At 41.4% G+C, this 20,117-nt stretch carries 17 protein-coding genes and 1 pseudogene; 14 read left to right on the forward strand and 4 right to left on the reverse strand.

The features are described 5' to 3' along the window. The first annotated feature begins 131 nt into the window (after positions 1-131). The 11 genes from J5A56_RS09620 to J5A56_RS09670 all read left to right on the forward strand — a co-directional run bounded on the left by J5A56_RS09620 (position 132) and on the right by J5A56_RS09670 (position 13,291). Positions 132-362, forward strand: coding sequence for a hypothetical protein (locus tag J5A56_RS09620; RefSeq protein WP_021672813.1), 231 nt, complete (start codon positions 132-134; stop codon positions 360-362). Further along, positions 363-2,759 carry a putative porin gene (locus J5A56_RS09625; RefSeq protein ID WP_021672812.1) on the forward strand — a complete coding sequence of 799 codons (2,397 nt, stop codon included), beginning with the start codon at positions 363-365 and terminating at the stop codon, positions 2,757-2,759. It abuts the gene before it with no gap. Between the two features lie 24 nt (positions 2,760-2,783). Continuing rightward, positions 2,784-3,725: a 1,4-dihydroxy-2-naphthoate octaprenyltransferase gene (gene menA / locus J5A56_RS09630; protein WP_021672811.1), complete on the forward strand. Its 942-nt coding sequence runs from the start codon at positions 2,784-2,786 to the stop codon at positions 3,723-3,725. Between the two features lie 72 nt (positions 3,726-3,797). Beyond that, the gene (locus tag J5A56_RS09635; RefSeq protein ID WP_021672810.1) at positions 3,798-4,442 is read left to right on the forward strand and encodes an HD domain-containing protein; all 645 of its coding nucleotides are present in this window, start codon (positions 3,798-3,800) and stop codon (positions 4,440-4,442) included. A gap of 16 nt (positions 4,443-4,458) precedes the next feature. Continuing rightward, complete coding sequence (locus J5A56_RS09640; RefSeq protein WP_021672809.1) at positions 4,459-4,926, forward strand: nucleoside deaminase; 468 nt, start codon at positions 4,459-4,461, stop codon at positions 4,924-4,926. Between the two features lie 92 nt (positions 4,927-5,018). Continuing rightward, positions 5,019-5,489 carry a hypothetical protein gene (locus J5A56_RS09645; RefSeq protein WP_036920335.1) on the forward strand — a complete coding sequence of 157 codons (471 nt, stop codon included), beginning with the start codon at positions 5,019-5,021 and terminating at the stop codon, positions 5,487-5,489. Positions 5,490-6,084: 595 nt separating this feature from the next. Then, a complete protein-coding gene (locus J5A56_RS09650; protein WP_021672136.1) occupies positions 6,085-7,392 on the forward strand; it encodes a hypothetical protein in 1,308 nt (435 codons plus the stop codon). A gap of 49 nt (positions 7,393-7,441) precedes the next feature. Continuing rightward, positions 7,442-8,806, forward strand: coding sequence for an imelysin family protein (locus tag J5A56_RS09655; protein ID WP_021672137.1), 1,365 nt, complete (start codon positions 7,442-7,444; stop codon positions 8,804-8,806). A 185-nt stretch (positions 8,807-8,991) separates the two neighbouring features. Further along, complete coding sequence (locus J5A56_RS09660; RefSeq protein WP_021672138.1) at positions 8,992-10,686, forward strand: di-heme oxidoredictase family protein; 1,695 nt, start codon at positions 8,992-8,994, stop codon at positions 10,684-10,686. Positions 10,687-10,764: 78 nt separating this feature from the next. After that, positions 10,765-12,930 (forward strand): cytochrome c biogenesis protein CcsA, encoded by a 2,166-nt coding sequence (gene ccsA / locus J5A56_RS09665; protein WP_021672139.1) that lies wholly within the window; start codon positions 10,765-10,767, stop codon positions 12,928-12,930. Positions 12,931-13,120: 190 nt separating this feature from the next. Then, entirely contained in the window at positions 13,121-13,291 is a 171-nt protein-coding gene (locus J5A56_RS09670) for a hypothetical protein (RefSeq protein ID WP_211815508.1), read from the forward strand. 172 nt (positions 13,292-13,463) lie between these two features. Here the strand turns inward: J5A56_RS09670 and uvrB are convergent. Next, a pseudogene (gene uvrB / locus J5A56_RS09675) lies at positions 13,464-15,508 on the reverse strand (excinuclease ABC subunit UvrB). A gap of 149 nt (positions 15,509-15,657) precedes the next feature. Between uvrB and J5A56_RS09680 the strand changes: the two are divergent. The 3 genes from J5A56_RS09680 to J5A56_RS09690 are packed head-to-tail and all read left to right on the forward strand — an operon-like array spanning position 15,658 to position 17,311. Then, positions 15,658-16,482, forward strand: coding sequence for an outer membrane protein assembly factor BamD (locus tag J5A56_RS09680; protein WP_021672884.1), 825 nt, complete (start codon positions 15,658-15,660; stop codon positions 16,480-16,482). 31 nt (positions 16,483-16,513) lie between these two features. Beyond that, complete coding sequence (locus tag J5A56_RS09685) at positions 16,514-16,855, forward strand: DNA-directed RNA polymerase subunit omega (protein WP_021672885.1); 342 nt, start codon at positions 16,514-16,516, stop codon at positions 16,853-16,855. 3 nt (positions 16,856-16,858) lie between these two features. Further along, on the forward strand, positions 16,859-17,311 hold the full coding sequence (locus J5A56_RS09690; RefSeq protein WP_021672886.1) for a DUF4293 domain-containing protein: 453 nt from the start codon (positions 16,859-16,861) through the stop codon (positions 17,309-17,311). 150 nt (positions 17,312-17,461) lie between these two features. On the opposite strand, the gene udk is transcribed toward J5A56_RS09690, so the two are convergent. Genes udk through J5A56_RS09705 form a run of 3 tightly spaced genes read right to left on the reverse strand, consistent with a single transcriptional unit; the run spans position 17,462 to position 19,826 of the window. Continuing rightward, positions 17,462-18,088 (reverse strand): uridine kinase, encoded by a 627-nt coding sequence (gene udk / locus J5A56_RS09695; protein WP_021672887.1) that lies wholly within the window; start codon positions 18,086-18,088, stop codon positions 17,462-17,464. Between the two features lie 52 nt (positions 18,089-18,140). Next, positions 18,141-18,725, reverse strand: a complete 585-nt coding sequence (locus J5A56_RS09700) for a uracil-DNA glycosylase family protein (RefSeq protein WP_021672888.1) — start codon at positions 18,723-18,725, stop codon at positions 18,141-18,143. A gap of 57 nt (positions 18,726-18,782) precedes the next feature. Then, on the reverse strand, positions 18,783-19,826 hold the full coding sequence (locus J5A56_RS09705; RefSeq protein WP_021672889.1) for an endonuclease/exonuclease/phosphatase family protein: 1,044 nt from the start codon (positions 19,824-19,826) through the stop codon (positions 18,783-18,785). Positions 19,827-20,117 lie beyond the last annotated feature (291 nt).

The raw sequence follows: 20,117 nt of genomic DNA on the forward strand, positions 1-20,117 counted from the left end.
CAAAGAAAAGATTTTTTGAGGGCGTGTCGGTGGTGATTGATAAGGATAACCGAAGCATGTATGCATGGCTGTTGCCTGTTGAGCCAAACGAGATAAAGACATAGCCCTTATAACACAATAAAGAATAGAAAATGGAAATGCAGAATAGTACGGCGCGTCGTCCTGAACGTCGTCGTAATAAACGTGAGGTAACAGATAGATTCTTGCCCATTCGTCAGTGGCTTAACATCATCTTTATGTTAGGGGCGATAGTAGGTGTAGCAATCTATTTCTTATCTGATAATACAACGATTGGTATCATTATTATTCTTGTTTCGATGGTCTTTAAGATGGTCGAAAGTATACTCCGTATTATTCGTTAGATGAAGAGATATACCTTCTTACTTGCCCTCTTTGTATTAGTGGCGAATGCTGCTATGGCACAGACTGATGATACCTCTACCTTTGACGATGGTACTTTCACTGCTGATGGATATAGAAACAACAGGAAAGCAGGTCGCTCTGATTCTATACAAAGTCAGCATAAAGAGATTCCACGTGGACTAAAGGTGTGGACAATAGATGAACGTTTCGGTGACCGCAAGCCTGCTGTTCCCGATACGTTGTCGTATATGTATATGAATGCCGACCTCACTTATGGAAAGCGAGGACAGTATAACACTTTGGGAAACCTTGGGTCTCCACGTCAGAATCGTATCTTTATCGATCGTCGTGCGACATCAGAATTCTTCTTTCTCGACCCGTATGATATGTTTATCGTGCAGCCACAAGACTTTCAGTTTACTTCAACGCTTTCGCCAATCACGATTCTTTCCTATAATAGCGCTGGTGACAGAAATAACGGAGAGGACCGATTTAAGGCAATCTTTGCGGTGAATGCAGGTAAGGAATGGGGCTTTGGCTTTAAGTTCGACTATCTGTATGGACGTGGATATTATAGCAATCAGAGTGCTTCTCACTTTAACTATTCAATGTGGGGAAGCTATTTAGGTGAACGCTATCAGGCGCATTTGCTACTTTCTCTGAATCATCAGAAGGTGACGGAGAATGGTGGTATTGCCAATGATGCTTATATAACACATCCAGAGTCATTCCGTGAAAACTTTAGTGAAGATGAAATTCCAACCGTCTTGAAGCAGAATTGGAATAGAAATGATAATCAGCATGTGTTCTTCAATCATCGTTATAGCCTCGGTTTCTTCCGTAAGGTGGCAATGACAGAAGAGGAGATTAAGGCAAAGCAGTTTGCTCTTAAATCTCATAAAGCACAAGAAGCACAGCAGGATAAAGATAAAGCTCGCCGTCGTGCAAAGGCAAAGGGCGAGAAGTTCGATGAGGAAGCTTACGATAAGGAGAAGCGTTCTGCGGGGCGTCCTGATGATGCTGTCGTCGCTGGTGATGTGTCACAAGCTAAGTCGTCTGCTGAAAGGACGAATGTTAGTGATCGTATGACGGTCAATTTAGAGGACTCTACTCAGATGGCAGATCTCAAGAAGCAGGATGCTTTGGCTAAGGATTCGACCCAGAAATGGATGAAAGATGAATATGTTCCAGTGACAAGCTTTATCCATACAGCACGTTTCGATAATTATCGTCGCACCTATCAGGCATACAATACTCCGACAGATTTCTATGCACAAAACTACTTCAACTATGGCACAGCAGTTAATGATACTATTTATGATAGAACAAAGCATTGGTCATTGAAGAATACCTTTGCGGTTGCTTTGCTTGAAGGATTCAACAAGTGGGCGAAAGCTGGATTGAAAGCTTTCCTTTCCTATGAGCTGCGCCATTATACTCTTCCTTCAATGATAACGCCAAGTGGCTCTACTGTTGCCTTCTTTAATGGCGACCAGACATGGAATCAACACGATGTTTCTGTGGGTGGTCAGTTGTTGAAGACCTTGGGTAAGACGTTCCATTATGACGTCAGTGCTGAGGCTTGGTTGGCAGGAAGCAAGGCAGGACAGTTCCATGTTGATGGGCATGCCGAGCTTGGTTTCCCACTCTTGGGTGATACTGTTCAATTAGCTGCAACAGCTTTCTTCCATCGCTCTGCCCCATCGTTCTATATGGAGCAGTACTATGGTAAGCATTACTGGTGGGATAATAGCCTTGACCAGCAGATACACTCTCGTATTTTAGGTGAGTTCTCTTTGAAGAAAACACGTACCAAACTGCGTGTGGGATATGATGTTCTCAAGAACTATACTTACTTTGGAATACAGAACGACCGTGTGAAAAGCGGTGATAACTACCTTGTTCAGCATAACGACTTGAATGTACGTCAGTCAAGTAGTCCTATCAACTTGCTTACATTACAGCTCCAACAAGACTTCCGTTTGGGTATTTTAAACTGGCAGAACGTACTGACTTTGCAGAAGTCAAGTAAGGAAGATATACTCCCAGTGCCGACTTTCAATGCTTATAGTAATCTGTTTATACGATTCAAGATAGCACGTGTGTTGGATGTTGATCTTGGTGTTGACGGCCGTTACTTCACAAGTTATTATGCTCCAGAGTATATACCGGGAATTGGTGCCTTTGGAATACAAGAGACGGATGCGAGCCGTACAAAGATTGGCAACTATCCACTTCTCAACGCTTATGCAAACTTCCAACTCCAGCATACTCGCTTCTTTGTGATGTTCAGTCATGTAAACAGTGGAGAAGGAGGTAGATATTTCTACACACCTCACTATCCGTTGAACCAGCGTGTATTCCAGTTCGGTATTAGCTGGAACTTCTTTAACTAATCAAATAGATATTAATATAATACGGTGATTTCAGAAAACGACAATATAAAGACTAACAGCCTTTCGGCATGGATACTTGCTGCGCGTCCAAAGACGCTCACGGGAGCAATGGTACCCGTAATGATTGGAACTGCTTGGGCTTGGAAGCTAAGTGGCGGAGAGAACTTTCGAGTACTCCCTGCCATTCTTTGTTTTCTCTTTGCCTTTCTGATGCAGATAGACTCCAACTTCATCAATGACTACTTTGATTGTCTGAAAGGAAATGATGATCGTGCCACTCGTTTAGGTCCGAAGAGGGCTTGTTCAGAAGGTTGGATAACCCTCCCTGCTATGCGTATTGGGCTTGTCGTCACTTCGTTGTTGGCTTGTCTTATTGGTATTCCGCTCATCTTCTTTGGCGGTTGGCAGATGATTGTCATCGGTTTCCTCTGCGTTCTCTTTGCTTTTCTTTACACCACCTATTTCTCTTATCTTGGTTTAGGCGATGTCTTGGTGCTTGTCTTCTTCGGTATTGTACCAGTCGTCTTCACCACTTATGTCATCCTTCCAAACCACTCTCAGGCTATTTGCTTTGATGTCATTATGTCAGGTGTTATCTGCGGTTTGGTGATAGATACGCTGCTTGTTGTTAATAACTATCGTGATAGGGACAATGATAAACGTGACGGAAAGATGACCCTCATTGTGAGAATAGGTGAGGAAAAGGCAGAAAAGCTTTATTTAGCTTTGGGGCTTATGGCATTTATTCAGTTGTCTCTCCTTCTCTCTTTAGAAGATAGGCATAATCTTCTTACCTTTATTCTCTTGGTCATCATCTTTGCACCTTATAATATCTTACATTACAAGACAGCCATGCAGATGAGGAGAATAAAGAAAGGTAAGGATCTAAATCTCATCTTGGCACAAACCGCTCGGAATATGCTAATCTATGGTATAGCAACCACGATTGCGATAATTGTTTCATAAAACCTTCCTCAATCCCCTCACTCAACCCCTCATTTCATCATCACCCAACATTTAACACCTATCACCCACTCTATGCAACAGCCAAATCTCGAAATAATGAACTTTGTGGAGCGGCAAATTCTCCCACGCTATAATGACTTTGGTAAGAGCCACGGACTTGGACACGTGCAGCGTGTCATTAAGAGTTCGCTTGCTTTGGCAGCTGTGACGGGTGCTGATGTAAATATGGTATATATTATTGCTGCCTATCATGACCTTGGTATGGCAGGACCACGAGCCATTCATCATATCACCAGTGGAAAGATTCTCATAGCCGATGTACGATTGCGGAAATGGTTTTCAGCCGAACAGCTAAAGATAATGAAGGAAGCTGTTGAAGACCATCGTGCCAGCAGTTCACGTACACCACGCAGCATCTATGGCAAGATAGTTGCTGAGGCTGACCGTGACCTTGAGCCTGAGGTAGTCTTCTCACGTGCTATTCTCTTTGGTATTGAGAACTATCCAGAGAAGAATGACGAGCAGATGTGGCAACGTTTCCGCAACCATATGAAAGAGAAATATGGTAGGTCTGGCTATCTAAAGCTTTGGATTTCAGGCTCACCGAATGCTAAGAACCTTGAGACAATCCGCAAGACGATTGACGATGAAGCGGAGCTGCGAAAGGTGTTTGACCGAATTTATCGACAGATATGCGAACAAGACAAAAATAACTAACAAATAATCAATTGAAATGACAAAAGAAGAATTAATGCGGAGAGCGATAGAACTCTCTGCTAACAGTCTACGTAATGGCGGTGGCCCATTTGGTGCTGTTATTGCTCGCAAGGGCGAAATCATTGCAGAAGGGAGCAATGGTGTGACAATCTACAACGACCCTACAGCGCATGCGGAGGTTTCTACAATCCGTAAGGCATGCCAAAAGCTTAACACCTTTGATCTCACAGGTTGTGACATCTATACCTCCTGTGAACCTTGTCCGATGTGTCTCGGTGCCATCTATTGGGCACATCTCGATAAGATTTACTATGCCAACGACCGCAAAGATGCTGCCGACATCGGCTTTGATGATGACTTTATCTATCAAGAGATAGAGGTAAAACCACAATATCGCAAGAAACCATCTGAAATCCTTTTACGTAATGAAGCGATAGAAGTCTTCAAGCAATGGACTGCAAAGACTGATAAAACGGAATATTGATAATTCCTAAATAAGAAAGTCAATGTAAACACATTATGGTTTACATTAGCTTTTTTGTTTATAAGAGTACCACTACAAGCAAGTTTTTGAAGATGAAGATAAGAATGTGGAAGACAAGGAAGATGGCACTGTTCGTCACGGTGTTTCTCTCAACGTTGACAATAGAATTCTTCTTAGTATTTATGCATGGCTGTTCTGATGGCGAAGGACTTGCCTTTGACATAGATAAACAAGCATTCTTTGTGAAGCAAGGTTGTGTCTGTGGAGGTAACTTATCACTTCTTGGTGAAGGTGATGTAGATGAACTCTGCATCGTTTACAACAAGAATGTACATGCCTTTTGGTATGACAGTTACAATCCATCTGTCCTTGAGATAAATAATCTCCCCTCTTGCTGTAATGTCGTCTTACGTGGCGACACTTTGTCTCTTCGTCGCCTTCCCTTACGACCAAATACCTCCTATGACGTTTACCGCATGTCAGGTTGCCGCAGTACTTATCCCCTTACTATCAAGACAGACAGACAGGGTAAAGTAGTCAGTGCAGGAAGAGAATTACAATAAAATAATATTGATAGGTCAATAATTCACACAAACCTTTGTCATTTGTATCTAATAATATCTGTTTAATACTCGCTCTTTGTTTGAGCTAAACAAGTTTCTACACACCTCCTGCGTATTCTTAGTATTACAACATTTTGCTCACAATTCATCCCCTGTCATCCTTATATCATGGTGAATTTTACCCTCCGCACATGTGGTGTTAACCCTCCGTACCATATGTGCTAAGTATCAGCACAACATGTGCAGAGTATCAGCACAACAGCAAATGATGGTAAACATTCACGAATGTTGTATGAAATAAGACCTTAAAACATCCTTTTCCGTTGGCTAAAGTGTTAAAGAGTAAACCTAAACTGACCAAATAACTTCTTTTTATGAATACAACAGATATTATTCTAATCGGGGCAAACAACCCACACGATTCGTTATAGAGCCAAAATTATTATCATTTTACCTAAAAATAACGACCCATATACCAAACAAGAGAAATATAAAACACAACGAAAGGAATAATATCACTAAATATGGGTATTGCGAATTTCTGCGGTTACCATTACTTTTCTACCCACATTATTAATATTACAATTAGATGTCAATGAATAATTTTACGCTCGGATTGTTTTTAGGAGTTTCCTTACTTGCAAATAACACTAATGTAAGTGCCCAGGTTAATGCAGCAGACTCAGTAATGAACCATGCAAAAGGGAACAAGCTTAGCCTTGGTGGATATGGCGAAGCAGCTTATTCACGCAACTTCTATAGTGACAATGGTAATCGTTATACTACACCAGGGCTCTATAAAAAAGACCCCAGTCACGGAAGATTTGATATTCCACATGCAGTAATCTATTTGGGTTATGACTTCGGTAAAGGATGGTCACTGGGAACCGAGATAGAATTTGAACATGGGGGAACAGGTTCAGCAATTGAATACGAAGCCGATGAAGCCATAGAGTTTGAACACGAAACAGAGAAAGGTGGAGAGGTTGAACTTGAACAATTCTGGCTGCAAAAATCATTCGGAAAAGCTTTTAACATCAAGGCTGGACATATCGTTGTACCTTTTGGACTCGTAAATGCTCATCATGAGCCTCTAAACTTCTTCACCGTATATCGCCCAGAAGGTGAGAACACCATTCTCCCATGTACATGGCATCAAACAGGTGTATCTTTCTGGGGACGCTCTGGCGACTTACGTTATGAGGCACAGATGATTGCAGGATTAGATGCCTACCACTTCAGTCGTGCCAATTGGATAAAAGGAGGAACCTCAAACCCATTTGAATTTGAGGTTGCCAACAAGTATGGTTTCCTCGCACGTGTAGACAACTATACCATTCCAGGACTTCGTATTGGTATTAGTGGATATGCTGGTCAGGCCATGCATAATAACGTACCACACGACAGTGAGAAGGGAGAAAAGAAGAAGATTAAGGGTAATGTCTATTTGGGTAGCTTAGACTTCACCTATAACAAGTATAACTGGATAGCACGTGGAAATGTCGATTATGGCTATGTTAGCAATGCTAAACAGATTTCACAACTATCTTATCCAAATGTACAATACGTGAAGCCTTATGAGTCTGGTAATGGGAAATACTTTGGTAGCCATGCTATGGCTATGATGCTTGAGGTGGGATATGATATCTTCTCACAGATTCACAAGATGCGAGCAGACAATCAGAAACTTTATCTCTTCGGTCATTTTGAACATTATGATTCATACGTTCATGGCACAACCAAGAAGTGGACCAATAAAACTATTCTTGCAACGGGTATCAACTACTATCCTATTCCACAGATTGCTATCAAAGCAGAATATAACTACCGCAACCTGAAAAAGGGATATAATGACGAACCATCAATTAATATTGGTATCGCCTATGAAGGTTTCTTCCTCTAAAGGAGTTTAAACAAAGGATAACATAAGTATCACATAAAGTATATTTACAATGAAAAAGGTAACAAAACTTGCGATGTTCTTTCTTGCAGGAACATTGGCTATGGGATTCGTTTCATGTGGTAGCGATGACGAAGAATCTTATGATTACTCATCGCTTATTACAGATGTAGAGCAAGCAAATCTCGAGAAAGCTCAGAGTGAAAGTAGTGCTAATGCTAACAAAACAGAAATGGGTCGAGTGGTTGCCAACTACCTCGAAGCTGTTGTGAAGCCAACCTATTTGGACTTAGCAAAGAAGACGGATGACCTCTATAATGCATGTCAAAACCTCTACGCAAAGCGTAAGGCTGGTACACTGACCCAGAATGACATTGATGCAGCTTGTACAGCTTTCAAAGAAGCACGTAAGGATTGGGAGCAGAGTGAGGCTTTCTTATATGGTGCAGCTTCTGATAACGAAATTGACCCACATATTGATTCATGGCCACTCGACCACGATCAGCTCACAAAGGCACTGAACGACGCCAAGATAATTGCAGGTATCAATGGCGAGAACCCTACGAAATTTATCTATGACAATAATGGTAATTTCGATTCAGTATTGGGCTTCCACGGATTAGAGTTCATTCTCTTCCGTGATGGAAAGAACCGTACAGTGGCTTCTTTCAATGCAGAGAAAGAAACTGCAGCTGGTTTGACAAGCGTGACAACAGTCAACGAAGCAGCTTTTGCAGCAGCTGTTGCTGGTGACCTTCGTAACATGACCTATCTTCTTGAATATGGCTGGTTAGGAATAAGCATACCAGCTGCTCATTTGCAACAGCTTTCTAATGCAATGTGGGTTATCAATGGAACACGTCACAAGGGACTATCTTCAAAGATGATACCTTATCGTGATTATTCTAAGTTTACAACAACAGAAAAAGGTTGGTTCTCAACGTGGCACGAGACACTGAACAATATCTTTGTTGGTGGTTGTTCAAATATCTGTGAGGAGGTTGCTTCTCAGAAGCTCGGTCAGGCTTATCGTAAAGCAACAGGAACAGGAACTGATGAAGATGCTGCCAACTATATCGAGTCTCCTTATAGCAAGCGTTCTTTCCAGGATTATCAGGACAATATCTACTCTATCAAGAATAGCTTGTATGGAATGCGGGGCACAGAGAATGTTTCAACTCCTGCAGCCAACTCTATCATGACTTTCTTAAAGAACAATCGCTATCCTAAATATGATAACTTGAATAATGCTCTCAACGAGGCTATTCAGGCTTTGGAGACTGCAAAGAAGAGTGGCATTGCCTTCATTGACAACCCTGGTCATGCACAGGTAAAGAACTGTATAGAAAAGGTTGAAGCACTCAATCAAGCACTCAGTGAAGCTGCTGAATGGATTCATAAGCAATCAGATAAGTAATAAGCCAAACATACTTTGTCTTAACATATAGTAGACAATAAATAGTAGACAATAAAAGGAGGGTGAAACTGTATCGAAAGCATATTGATAATAGTATCTACAATGTGAATAGTTTTACAAGAAGATGATATAATATGAACTTCGATACAGATTCAGACCTCCTTTTAATCATAACTTAAAACATTATGAAGTACTTCAATTACAGTAAACTGTTATTTACTTCAGCTGCGTTTTGCATGTTTGCAGCCTGCTCTGACGATAATGTCAGTCCAGATATGCCACCGTCTAAAGAATCTGAAGCAAAATATGTTGGTCAAGCTGTAGGTAACTTCTCTGCAGAAGAATGGTATCCAGGTGGTAAGTTAGGAACAACAGAGAATACATCTTCTAATTGTTATGAAGATAATACGCCTGCCATCGACGAACAGGGATTGACAGATCTCTTTAATCAAGGCGACCTCATGGCAAGTGCCAAATACACCCTTAACACTGAGCCATATAAAGGATGGGGACCAGTCGCATCTCGTCGTTCTTGCGAGTATTGCCATTCTGGAGGCTACGCTCACGGACATAGTCGCGATAACATGGATCCAGTAAAGGGCAATGGCTACATTGTTTCGGTTTATACTCCAGATGCTCCAGGCAGCAACAATGGTACACCTATTGATCAGCTGACAACTTTCACAATGTTACAAGCTGTAGAGCCATTCCTTCCCCCTGTTGATCCAAAACAGATAAAGATTACATGGCATGATGTAACATCTATGGAAAGTGGACTTCCCATGCAGTTCCCTGACGGTGAGAAGTTCAGTCTTCGCTACCCTTCTGTTGCTATCCCACAATCAGCCTTTAATACAGATCCTAAGCCAAGCAACTATGAAGTAAGACTGATTGCTTCTTGTAATTTCCAGGGACTTGGTCTGATTGACGCTATCTCTAATGAAGATTTGAAGAAGCAGTATGAGGCAGAAGGAAAATATGTAGAGTTAAATCCAGAGTTCTGGGACAACACAACGAAGACGCTGAAGGACGATGCCTGGGCAAGCGATTACTTTGGTAACAAGTTTATCAAGCGTTTCAACTATGACTTATTGGATGGTTGTCTTGAGAATGATGTTGCTTTATGGGACGAGTTGAACGTATTGCGTTCAGATATCAAGCACATCTGTTCTACTGAGGCATGGGCAAAGGCTATGTCTGAAAACAACAATGTGATTGACTACATACAGCAACATGGTAGCAACCCATTATCTTATGTACATCCATACTATAACGATGGTACTCGTGAAGGTATCAAGAAAGCTGTAGGTTATCTGCTTTCTCCAAGCGATGATGTTGATTTGTATAACAACCCTTACTTCAACTTTAAGCCAGAGATGACCGATGATGCTTATCATGCATTCATGGTATGGCACAGAGGTATAGCCATTCCGAGAGCAAGAAACTTGAATGATATGGATGTTCAGAGAGGTAAGGAACTCTTTACAGGAAACTTGGGTTGTGCAAGCTGTCACCGTCCTTCATGGACTACAGGTGCAGATAACCATGGTTCATCAAAGATTATTGGCAATAAACAGCTGCCTAAGTATGCTAATCAAAAGATCTATCCATACTCTGACTTCATACAGCATAAGCTCGACATGAAGAATGATATACATGGTTCATGGTGCCGTACAACACCATTATGGGGTAGAGGACTTTCACTCATCAACTCTGGTGCAGAGGACCGATTGCATGATGCTCGCGCTCGCAATGAGATAGAAGCTATCATGTGGCACGCTTACAGCAAGAACAGTCAGGCTTACAAAGCTGCGATAAAGTTCTATAATCTGTCAAAAGCAGACAGAGATGCTGTGGTTAAGTTCATCCGTTCAATCTAATAGAACTTAGTTAACAAAAACAATTATAGAAGGAGATGAGCCTATACGAAAGACTCATCTTCTTTTATCATTTTACAAATGCGAACAAAAAAGATACTTGCAGTTATATACATCCTCCTTGTCATAGTGATGGCAATGGCGACTATCTTAGGAAAATACACAAGTTTGGAATACGTTTCAGACAATATCTTCGGAGCGTGGTGGTTTTGCCTACTATGGGCGGCAGGAACTGCTGTGGGAATCGTTTATTTCATCCGAAGGAAGATTCGGCGCCCAATCATTGTGACGTTACATCTCTCATTTGTCATCATACTACTGGGAGCGTTGCTTACTCACCTTACCGCTCATAGAGGTATGATTCATCTACGTCAAGGAAAGACCACTCAGACCTATATTACTAAGGAAGGAAACAAGGCTGAATTGCCGTTTGGCATTCTTCTTAACAAGTTCAATGTCACTTATCATGCAGGTAATATGGCTGCAATGGATTATGCCTCGCACATCACAATTATTCATAACAGAAAACAAGAACAGTACCAAGTCTCTATGAATAATATCTATTCAGGATATGGAACACGCCTCTATCAAAGCAGTTATGATGAGGATTTGAAAGGCAGTTATCTGTCAGTTAATTCTGACCCGTATGGTATTCCCATGACATATACGGGCTATAGTCTACTCTTCTTTGCACTTATCGCTATGCTCGTTGACTCTAAGGGAAAATTCCGTCGCTTATTACGCAAAGAGACCATGGTGCTATTGATGCTCATAGCAGGATATGTCTCAGTGCAAGCACAGCCCTCATTGCGACGTCAAACAGCCGACGAATTCGGAAAAATATTGATAGTGTATAATGGCAGAATCTGCCCTGTGGAAACCTACGCTATTGACTTCACCAAAAAGTTGTACGGTAAAAAGAATTATAAGGATTTTACACCTTGTCAAGTCTTAACGGGTTTTATGTTCTGGGGAGAAGAGTGGATGAAGGAACCAATCCTACGTTTGAAAGGAAGCGAACTACGAAGTAAACTGAATATGAATGAGTATATTGCACCTATCAACCTGTTTGGGAAACAGGGTTACATACTCGGTCCATATCTTCAAGATGCACAGGGGCAGGAAAATGATAATGTATCGAAACAGCTTCTTGATACAGACGACAAGATGATGCTTCTGATGAATCTGACACAGGCGAAATCACTAAAAATATTTCCTTATATGGAAAAAAATGAGTCTGTTGACTGGTTCTCACCAAACGACAAATTCCCTGCTTCTATGTCAAAAGCACAACAACAATACATCCGCTCTATTCTCCCTTTAGCAGCACAGCTGGCTAAACAAGGGAAAACGGATATGGTTAACGAACTCATTCAGAAGTTGAGGAAGTATCAATATAGATACGGTGGCAATACTATCCCATCAAACAATGCTATCCGTGCAGAAAATATTTACAACAAATATCCATTTACCACCTTACTATTCATCTTCAATCTGACGGCTGGATTGCTTTCCATCCTCTTTTTTACAAAGAAAAGGAGGTATAAGGTTTTCACATGGTTAATGGCACTATCGTGGATATTTCTAACCTTTACGATGGCTCTCAGATGGATGATTAACGGAACCATCCCTCTTGCCAACGGCTATGAGACCATGCTACTACTTTCTTGGATAATTATGCTTGTGGCAGTCCTCACAACACGAAAGATGCAGCTCATGACAACCTTTGGCTTGCTTATGAGTGGTTTTATGCTCCTTGTAAGTCATCTCGGAGAAATGGACCCAAGCATAACACCGCGTATGCCTGTATTGAACAGTCCACTACTTAGCATACATGTTAGTATCATCATGATATCATATGCCTTACTATCGCTAACATTTATTTGTGCCATTACTTATTTCTGTACCTATAATAGCAAGCGAGAAGGAATTAAATCTGTTAATAGACAACTGACATCGCTCTCCCAGATATTCCTTTATCCTGCTATCACAACATTAGGATTAGGAATCTTTATCGGTGCAATATGGGCAAACATCAGTTGGGGAAATTATTGGGGATGGGACCCTAAAGAAACATGGGCGTTGATTACTTTCATGATCTATGCTATTCCTATACATAGCGATAGTTTTTCTTCTTTGAGAAATCCCAAGCGCTATCATCTATTTATGTTATTGTCATTCCTCAGTATCCTTATGACTTATTTCGGCGTAAACTATATTCTTGGAGGTATGCATTCCTACGCCTAACCACTTATGGATGCTTACGAAGCAAAGATAGAACCTAATGTGTGGTTAAGGCAGGTATTAGCAAAACCCTTGCTGGACATGGAGGATGAGGAATTGATTAAACTGCTCCCCATAAACTATAAATAGCATAGAACCCTTATATGAAACCAGTCATATAAGGTTTTTTTGTAAAGTGGCAAGACGGTGAATTTTGGATGCTTACCATTCTCTTTATAAAAACCCGATTGAGGAATTAGAAAGAGTTTTTAATTCTGAACTTAGAGATATTGAGACTGCAAAGAAAATGATTAAATTATTAGTAGCTTACTCAAAAGAGGAGATACCGCTAACAAAAGAAAATGAAGATTTTATCGGATTATAATATATCACTGCAAAATGGAGTCATCTTTATTTATTAATCTAATAATCATCTATTTAGAGTTTAAGTACACTATAATTTAGAATTTAAAAGAAAGTCTATCTTTTACATTAAAACTTCGGGGGTATCTCGCATTCTACTCCCCTCTCCACTCGGAGAGGGACTGGGGGTGAGGCTATTTCCCCTCCAACTCCTTCTGCAAACGTATTATCTCATCACGATACTGCGCTGCCTGCAGGAAGTCGAGGTCTTTTGCAGCCTGCTTCATAAGGGTAGTTGTATTAGCAATACTCTTCTCCAACTGCGCCTTGCTCATCTTCGCAACAATTGGATCAGCAGCAAAGAGAATACCATTGTTTGGTTCAACATATGCCTGTCCGACATTCCTACCGATAGCAGCAGTCTGTGCAGTAAGAATCGATTCACCACCCACTGGCAGTGTTCCCTTGATAGCCTTGACAATCTGCTTCGGCGTAATATGATGCTCTTCATTATACTTCAACTGTTTCGTACGCCTACGCATCGTCTCGTTGATGGTCTTCTGCATACTCTCCGTGATGTTATCGGCATACATAATCACCTTCCCATTCACGTTACGCGCTGCACGTCCTGCCGTCTGTGTCAAACTTCTATGACTGCGGAGGAAACCTTCTTTGTCGGCATCGAGAATGGCAACCAAAGAAACCTCTGGCAAATCCAATCCTTCACGCAACAAGTTGACACCCACAAGGACATCATATACACCCGCACGGAGGTCGTTAATAATTTTAATACGGTCAAGGCTGGCTACATCACTATGAATATAAGCCGTACGAATATCGTGATTCAGCAAGTATTCGGTCAATTCCTCCGCCATTCGTTTGGTCAGTGTCGTCACTAACACACGCTCTTCCTTCTCTGCACGGATAACAATTTCGTTCATCAAATCGTCAATCTGATTCTCCGATGGACGTACATCAATCTCTGGATCGAGCAAACCAGTAGGACGGATAAGCTGCTCAACGACAACGCCTTCAGACTCTGCCAACTCAAAGTCAGCTGGGGTTGCCGACACATAGATAATCTGATGAATTAAAGCATGAAACTCTTCAAAACGCAGCGGACGGTTGTCAAAGGCTGCAGGAAGACGGAAACCATATTCCACAAGATTTTTCTTTCGGGCACGGTCGCCACCATACATGGCAGAAATCTGCGGTACACTCACGTGGCTCTCATCAATCACCATCAGGTAATCCTCTGGGAAGAAATCCAACAAACAGTAAGGGCGCATTCCCGCCTCTCTACCATCAAAGTAGCGTGAATAGTTCTCAATACCAGAGCAATGACCGAGTTCCTTAATCATCTCAATGTCATACTCTACACGTTCCTTGATGCGTTGTGCCTTGATGTTATCCCCAATCTCGGTGAAGAAGTCTACCTGCTTCACCAAGTCATCTTGTATCTGTCGGATAGCTCCTTCGGTCTGTTCCTTAGACGTAACAAAGAGGTTGGCTGGATATATTTCGTAAGCATCAAAGGTAGCAAGGCGATGAAAGTCGACAGCATCCACCTCTTCGATTGAGTCTATCTCATCATCCCACCACGTGATACGCAGAACATTGTCATTATAAGCCATCGCAATATCCACCGTATCGCCCTTCACACGGAAGTTTCCACGCTGTAATTCGATGTCATTACGCATATAAAGAGCATCTACCAAGCGCCTTAAAAATCATTACGATCGATGACTTGCCCCTTCTTGATAGAGATAACATTCTCCTTCATCGCAATCGGTGCTCCCATACCATAGATACACGAAACGGAAGACACGACAATAACATCCTTACGACCTGACAACAAAGAAGATACAGCAGACAAACGCAGCTTATCAATCTCGTCATTAATAGCAAGATCTTTCTCAATATAGGTATCCGTCACTGGCATATACGCCTCTGGTTGATAATAATCATAATAGGAAACATAATACTCCACGGCGTTATCAGGAAAGAAAGCCTTCATCTCCTCATAAAGCTGTGCAGCCAAAGTCTTGTTATGCGACAAGATAAGTGTGGGTTTATTGACATTTGCAATTACGTTAGCAACAGTAAAAGTCTTACCCGAACCCGTCACACCCAACAGCACCTGACTCTTATCGCCACGCTCCAATCCGTCCGTAAGTTCTCTGATTGCCTCAGGCTGGTCGCCCGTTGGTTTATATTTCGATGTTAATTTGAAGTTCATTTTCTACACGTCAAGTGAATCAATCTTTGATTGCAAAGATACAAAAAACCGCTGATAGTATATAATTAATAGTGATTTTTTGCTAAAAATGCAAACCACCTTTGCGTATTTATAGAATAATATGTAACTTTGCACTTCAAAGTCAAATTATGAAGAAAAGAATTCTTATTGGCCTTTGTGCCGTTTTACTGTTGACAAGTTGCGCACACGAATATAATCAAGTCTACAAGACAACAAACAACGATTATAAATACGAATTTGCAAAGGAATGCTTTGCAAAAGGAAAGTATGGCTTTGCCGTACCTCTTTTGCAAGACCTTGTGACTATCGAGAAAGGTACTGATAACGCACAGGAATGTCTCTATATGCTTGCTATGGCGGAGTATGGTTTGAAAGATTATCAAGCTGCTTCAGAAACATTCAAGAAGTATTACCAGACCTATCCACGTGGTCAGTATGCTGAAATGGCATCGTTCTACATCGGACAGAGCCTCTTTGAAGGTACGCCAGAACCACGTCTCGACCAGACTCCTACCGTTGCAGCCATCGCAGCTTTCCAAGAGTATTTGGACATTTTCCCAAATGGCAAGATGAAAGGAACAGCCCAGCAACGTCTCTTTGCTTTGCAGGATAAACTTATTCGCAAGGAGTATCTCAATGCAAAGTTATATTATAACCTCGGCTCTTACTTTGGTAACTGCACCAGCGGTGGTAATAACTATGAGGCTTGTATCATCACTGCACAGAATGCTTTGAACGATTATCCTTATAGCGACTTACGCGAGAACTTCGCTATCCTTGTTATGAAGAGTAAGTTTGAACTGGCGCAGATGAGTGTCGAGGAGAAGAAGATACAACGTTTCCAGGATGCTGAAGACGAGTGCTACGGATTTATCAACGAGTACCCAGAATCAAAGGAGCGTAAGACTGCTGAGGAATATATCAAGAAGTGTAAGCAAATTACAAAAGATTAAAGAATACAGATTTATAAAATATAAATAAAGAATGGATTACAGGAAGTCAAAAGCACCGTCAAATACGGTAACCCGAGATGTTCAGGAACTTTGGAAAGATACTGGTAACATCTATGAGAGTGTTGCTATCATAGCAAAGAGAGCAAACCAAATCTCGGTTGAAATAAAGCAGGACTTGAGTAAGAAACTTGCCGAATTTGCTTCTTATAACGATTCTCTTGACGAGGTATTTGAGAACCGTGAGCAGATTGAAATTAGCCGTTATTATGAGAAGCTGCCAAAGCCAACTTTGTTAGCTACTCAGGAGTTCATTGATGGTGACGTTTACTGGCGCGATCCTTCTAAGGACGCAATGAATGAGGAAGAAGATTAAACCATGATACAAAGGAAACAAACGGTATTCCTGTTTCTTGCATTGCTCACGACGATCGCTTGCCTCTGCCTACCTGTGGGTAGCTTTGAACCAAAGGGTATGGGTGCGGAGAATATGTTAATGAATCTCTGGATAAGCGATGCAAACGGTGGAAAGGACTTTAACGTATGGGCGTTGTTTGCCATTCTCTTAGTGACCTGCCCTATCAACCTCTTCGCCATCTTCGACTATCATAACCGCAAGCGTCAGGCTCGTTTCTGCGCATTCTCCATGCTGATGATTATTGGCTGGTACGTGGTCTATGGTGTGTTCAGCCAAGTGTTGATGACTGGCTTCAACTTCCATATTGAGTTTGCAGTCTGTCTTCCAGCCGTTGCTTTTATCCTCTTGTGGCTTGCACGTCACTCCATCCTTGCTGATGAAGCTTTGGTAAGAGCAGCTGACAGAATCAGATAAAATAAAATATTCTAATAAAAAAGCGACAGCATCAAAGGTTATTCCCTTGATACTGTCGCTTTTTTATTATTAGGCTTATTTGCCTAATTGGACTAATAAGCCTAATAAACTCGAAAAAAAAGACAGGCAATCGCCTGTCTTTACTTATTCTTAATCCTTTGGCATTAAGCCTTCTATATACTTACAAAGGATATTGATACCCTTTACATTCTCACCTCCTTGTGGAATGATGATATTAGCATAACGCTTGGTCGGCTCAATAAACTGTTCGTGCATTGGCTTCAACACTTCCAAATAACGGTCGACAACCATCGATACCGTACGACCACGGTCTATCGTGTCACGCTGAATGTTACGAATAAGACGCTCGTCGGGGTCACAATCAACGAAGATCTTTAGATCCATCATCTCACGCAAACGTCTGTTGCTCAAAGCCATAATACCCTCAACGATAATTACTGGTTTTGGCTCAACGTGGATTGTCTCTGGCAAGCGGTTGCTGAGGATATAACTATAAGTAGGCTGTTCAACAGCTCTTCCCTCACGCAGCTCATTTACTTGCTTAATCAGTAGCTTCCAATCGAAGGCATCTGGGTGGTCGAAGTTGATTGCCTTGCGTTCTTCATCAGTGAGTCCTGTTGTGTCATTATAATAGGAATCTAATGGTACGACAGCTACATAATGAGGAGGAAGACTATCAACTATTTTCTTCACAACGGTGGTCTTCCCAGACCCCGTACCACCAGCTATTCCTATGATTGTTACTTTATTCTTCATCTTTGTTTTTTTATTATTGGACTGATTGGGCTAATAAGGCTAATAAATCCAATTACTCTAAAATCCCTAAATCTCTAAACATCTTTTCGTAATACTCTGCTTTCTTCTCAACCTTCATCGGATAAGCACGGCTACTACTTGGCTCACGGTAAAGGCGTAGCGTACGATTCTCAAAGCAGAACTCCTTATGGTCGCCCATCTTCATTTTACGTGCATCAATGCCATAATGCTCTGTAAAGACCGTTGTTGCCAACTGACCAGCTGCTAATACAGCCTTACAATCTGGCAAAACTCGAAGCATTCCATCAAGGTCAGCTTGCTCTATGATTTCCAAATCTTTATCAGAAGCCGTACCCGTTGTACGATGAATTCGCAAGGCTGTATCAAAGATTGCAATCCCTTTCTCCTTTAAGAACGGCTTAAGCAAGTTGAGCTTATAAGTTTTTCTTTCCTCATCCACAAAGTAGAGCTTATCCCCGAAGAAGATGTAACCAAAAATACGCCACATATCATTTGTGTAATTAGGATAATACCACTCCATACACCAACGTTTTGGTGCTGGTGGGAAGGTTCCTAACAGCAGCAACTTTGCGTTAGAAGGGAGCCACGGATCAAAAGGATGTACTTCAATTTCCATTGTTTTATTATCAAATTGGGCCAATTAGCCTAATTGGTCTAATTAGCCTAATAATCCTTACTGCTCCTTAACAAAATAAGTTACAACAGGCAAGTGGTCTGAATAACCATCAAGCCACACACCTCCTGCCGTGGTACGCTTGGTATTACCCTTATATTTACCAGACTCCTGCATAAGATAGTCGCGACGGAAGATTTGGTTCTTCCAGTACTTCAATCCAGAGAAGTCTTTTTTGCCATCTTTATTCAATAGGTTTGGACTTAAGATAATCTGGTCGAAGAGATTCCATTTACCTTGATACTGCAAGGTTCCTGTTCCCTCCTTCACAAGGATATTATACCAAGGATTATACATATCGTCTGGACCAACTTCGTTAATTTCTGCCTTTGCAGACAGGCACTCATACATACTTTTGTTGGTTGGGTCATCATTCATATCACCCATAACGAGCACCTTCACCTTTGGATCTTCACGAAGCAGCGAGTCCTTCAACGCTTTTACCTGCTTTCCACCAATCTCACGATAGTGAGAACCTGCACCACGACTTGGCAAATGACACACAATAACTGTCACGTGTTCGCCAGCCAACGTACCACTAACCGTGAGGAATCCACGAGTTGCACGAGCACTATCCTGAGGAAGGTCGTAGATATAAGGCACCAACTTTGTGTCTCTTACAGTAAAGAGTTTTGGATTATAGATCAAAGCGCAGTCAATACCACGATGGTCAGGACCTTCAATATGCACATACTTATAGCCACGTGCAGCCAACTCTGGCTGGGCTGTAAGGTCACGCATGACATGGTCGTTCTCAACCTCGGCTAAGCCAATGACGGCACAACCAACTTTTGGGAGGACATCCGTACCCATCTCTGCCAATACCGTTGCCATATTATGCAACTTATGGTTATACTTCATCTCGTTCCACTGATAACTACCATTTGGTGTGAAATCGTGGTCATTTTTCCCTTTATCATGTGTTGTATCAAACAAGTTCTCCACGTTATAGAAGCCTATAGCATAAACAGAAAACTTCTTCTGGGCAGAAGCTGACGTACCGAAAAGCACGGCACAGAAAAGAAATAATAGTAACTTTCTCATTATTATTTTATGTTGTTATTTTTATCAAAGGATTAAAACGAGGGCTTGTATTTTCCTGTAAATCAGCTATAACACACATAAAAAGCATAAGCAAGCATGCCCTCCAATCTAAATTACGGACACACAGCACCTATAACTGAACTACTTCACACAGTCACGTTTATTTTGCAAATATCGGTAAATAATCCGACATTTACGCATAATTCTCGAAAAAATCATCAAAAAGACTTTCTATTTCCAAATTTATTTCGTTACTTTGCAAACAAAGTATAACACCTAATTAATGTAATA

It is taken from the genome of Prevotella melaninogenica (assembly GCF_018128065.1).
Lineage (GTDB): Bacteria > Bacteroidota > Bacteroidia > Bacteroidales > Bacteroidaceae > Prevotella.

What these genes read in the sequence shown, in the direction of transcription:
- ccsA (WP_021672139.1), top strand. Translation starts at nt 10,765, where the DNA reads ATGCGAACAAAAAAGATACTTGCAGTTATATACATCCTCCTTGTCATA.
- J5A56_RS09640 (WP_021672809.1), top strand. Translation starts at nt 4,459, where the DNA reads ATGACAAAAGAAGAATTAATGCGGAGAGCGATAGAACTCTCTGCTAAC.
- J5A56_RS09645 (WP_036920335.1), top strand. Translation starts at nt 5,019, where the DNA reads ATGAAGATAAGAATGTGGAAGACAAGGAAGATGGCACTGTTCGTCACG.
- J5A56_RS09625 (WP_021672812.1), top strand. Translation starts at nt 363, where the DNA reads ATGAAGAGATATACCTTCTTACTTGCCCTCTTTGTATTAGTGGCGAAT.
- J5A56_RS09690 (WP_021672886.1), top strand. Translation starts at nt 16,859, where the DNA reads ATGATACAAAGGAAACAAACGGTATTCCTGTTTCTTGCATTGCTCACG.
- J5A56_RS09685 (WP_021672885.1), top strand. Translation starts at nt 16,514, where the DNA reads ATGGATTACAGGAAGTCAAAAGCACCGTCAAATACGGTAACCCGAGAT.
- J5A56_RS09635 (WP_021672810.1), top strand. Translation starts at nt 3,798, where the DNA reads ATGCAACAGCCAAATCTCGAAATAATGAACTTTGTGGAGCGGCAAATT.
- J5A56_RS09700 (WP_021672888.1), bottom strand. Translation starts at nt 18,725, where the DNA reads ATGGAAATTGAAGTACATCCTTTTGATCCGTGGCTCCCTTCTAACGCA.
- J5A56_RS09705 (WP_021672889.1), bottom strand. Translation starts at nt 19,826, where the DNA reads ATGAGAAAGTTACTATTATTTCTTTTCTGTGCCGTGCTTTTCGGTACG.
- J5A56_RS09660 (WP_021672138.1), top strand. Translation starts at nt 8,992, where the DNA reads ATGAAGTACTTCAATTACAGTAAACTGTTATTTACTTCAGCTGCGTTT.
- J5A56_RS09650 (WP_021672136.1), top strand. Translation starts at nt 6,085, where the DNA reads ATGAATAATTTTACGCTCGGATTGTTTTTAGGAGTTTCCTTACTTGCA.
- J5A56_RS09620 (WP_021672813.1), top strand. Translation starts at nt 132, where the DNA reads ATGGAAATGCAGAATAGTACGGCGCGTCGTCCTGAACGTCGTCGTAAT.
- J5A56_RS09680 (WP_021672884.1), top strand. Translation starts at nt 15,658, where the DNA reads ATGAAGAAAAGAATTCTTATTGGCCTTTGTGCCGTTTTACTGTTGACA.
- J5A56_RS09655 (WP_021672137.1), top strand. Translation starts at nt 7,442, where the DNA reads ATGAAAAAGGTAACAAAACTTGCGATGTTCTTTCTTGCAGGAACATTG.
- udk (WP_021672887.1), bottom strand. Translation starts at nt 18,088, where the DNA reads ATGAAGAATAAAGTAACAATCATAGGAATAGCTGGTGGTACGGGGTCT.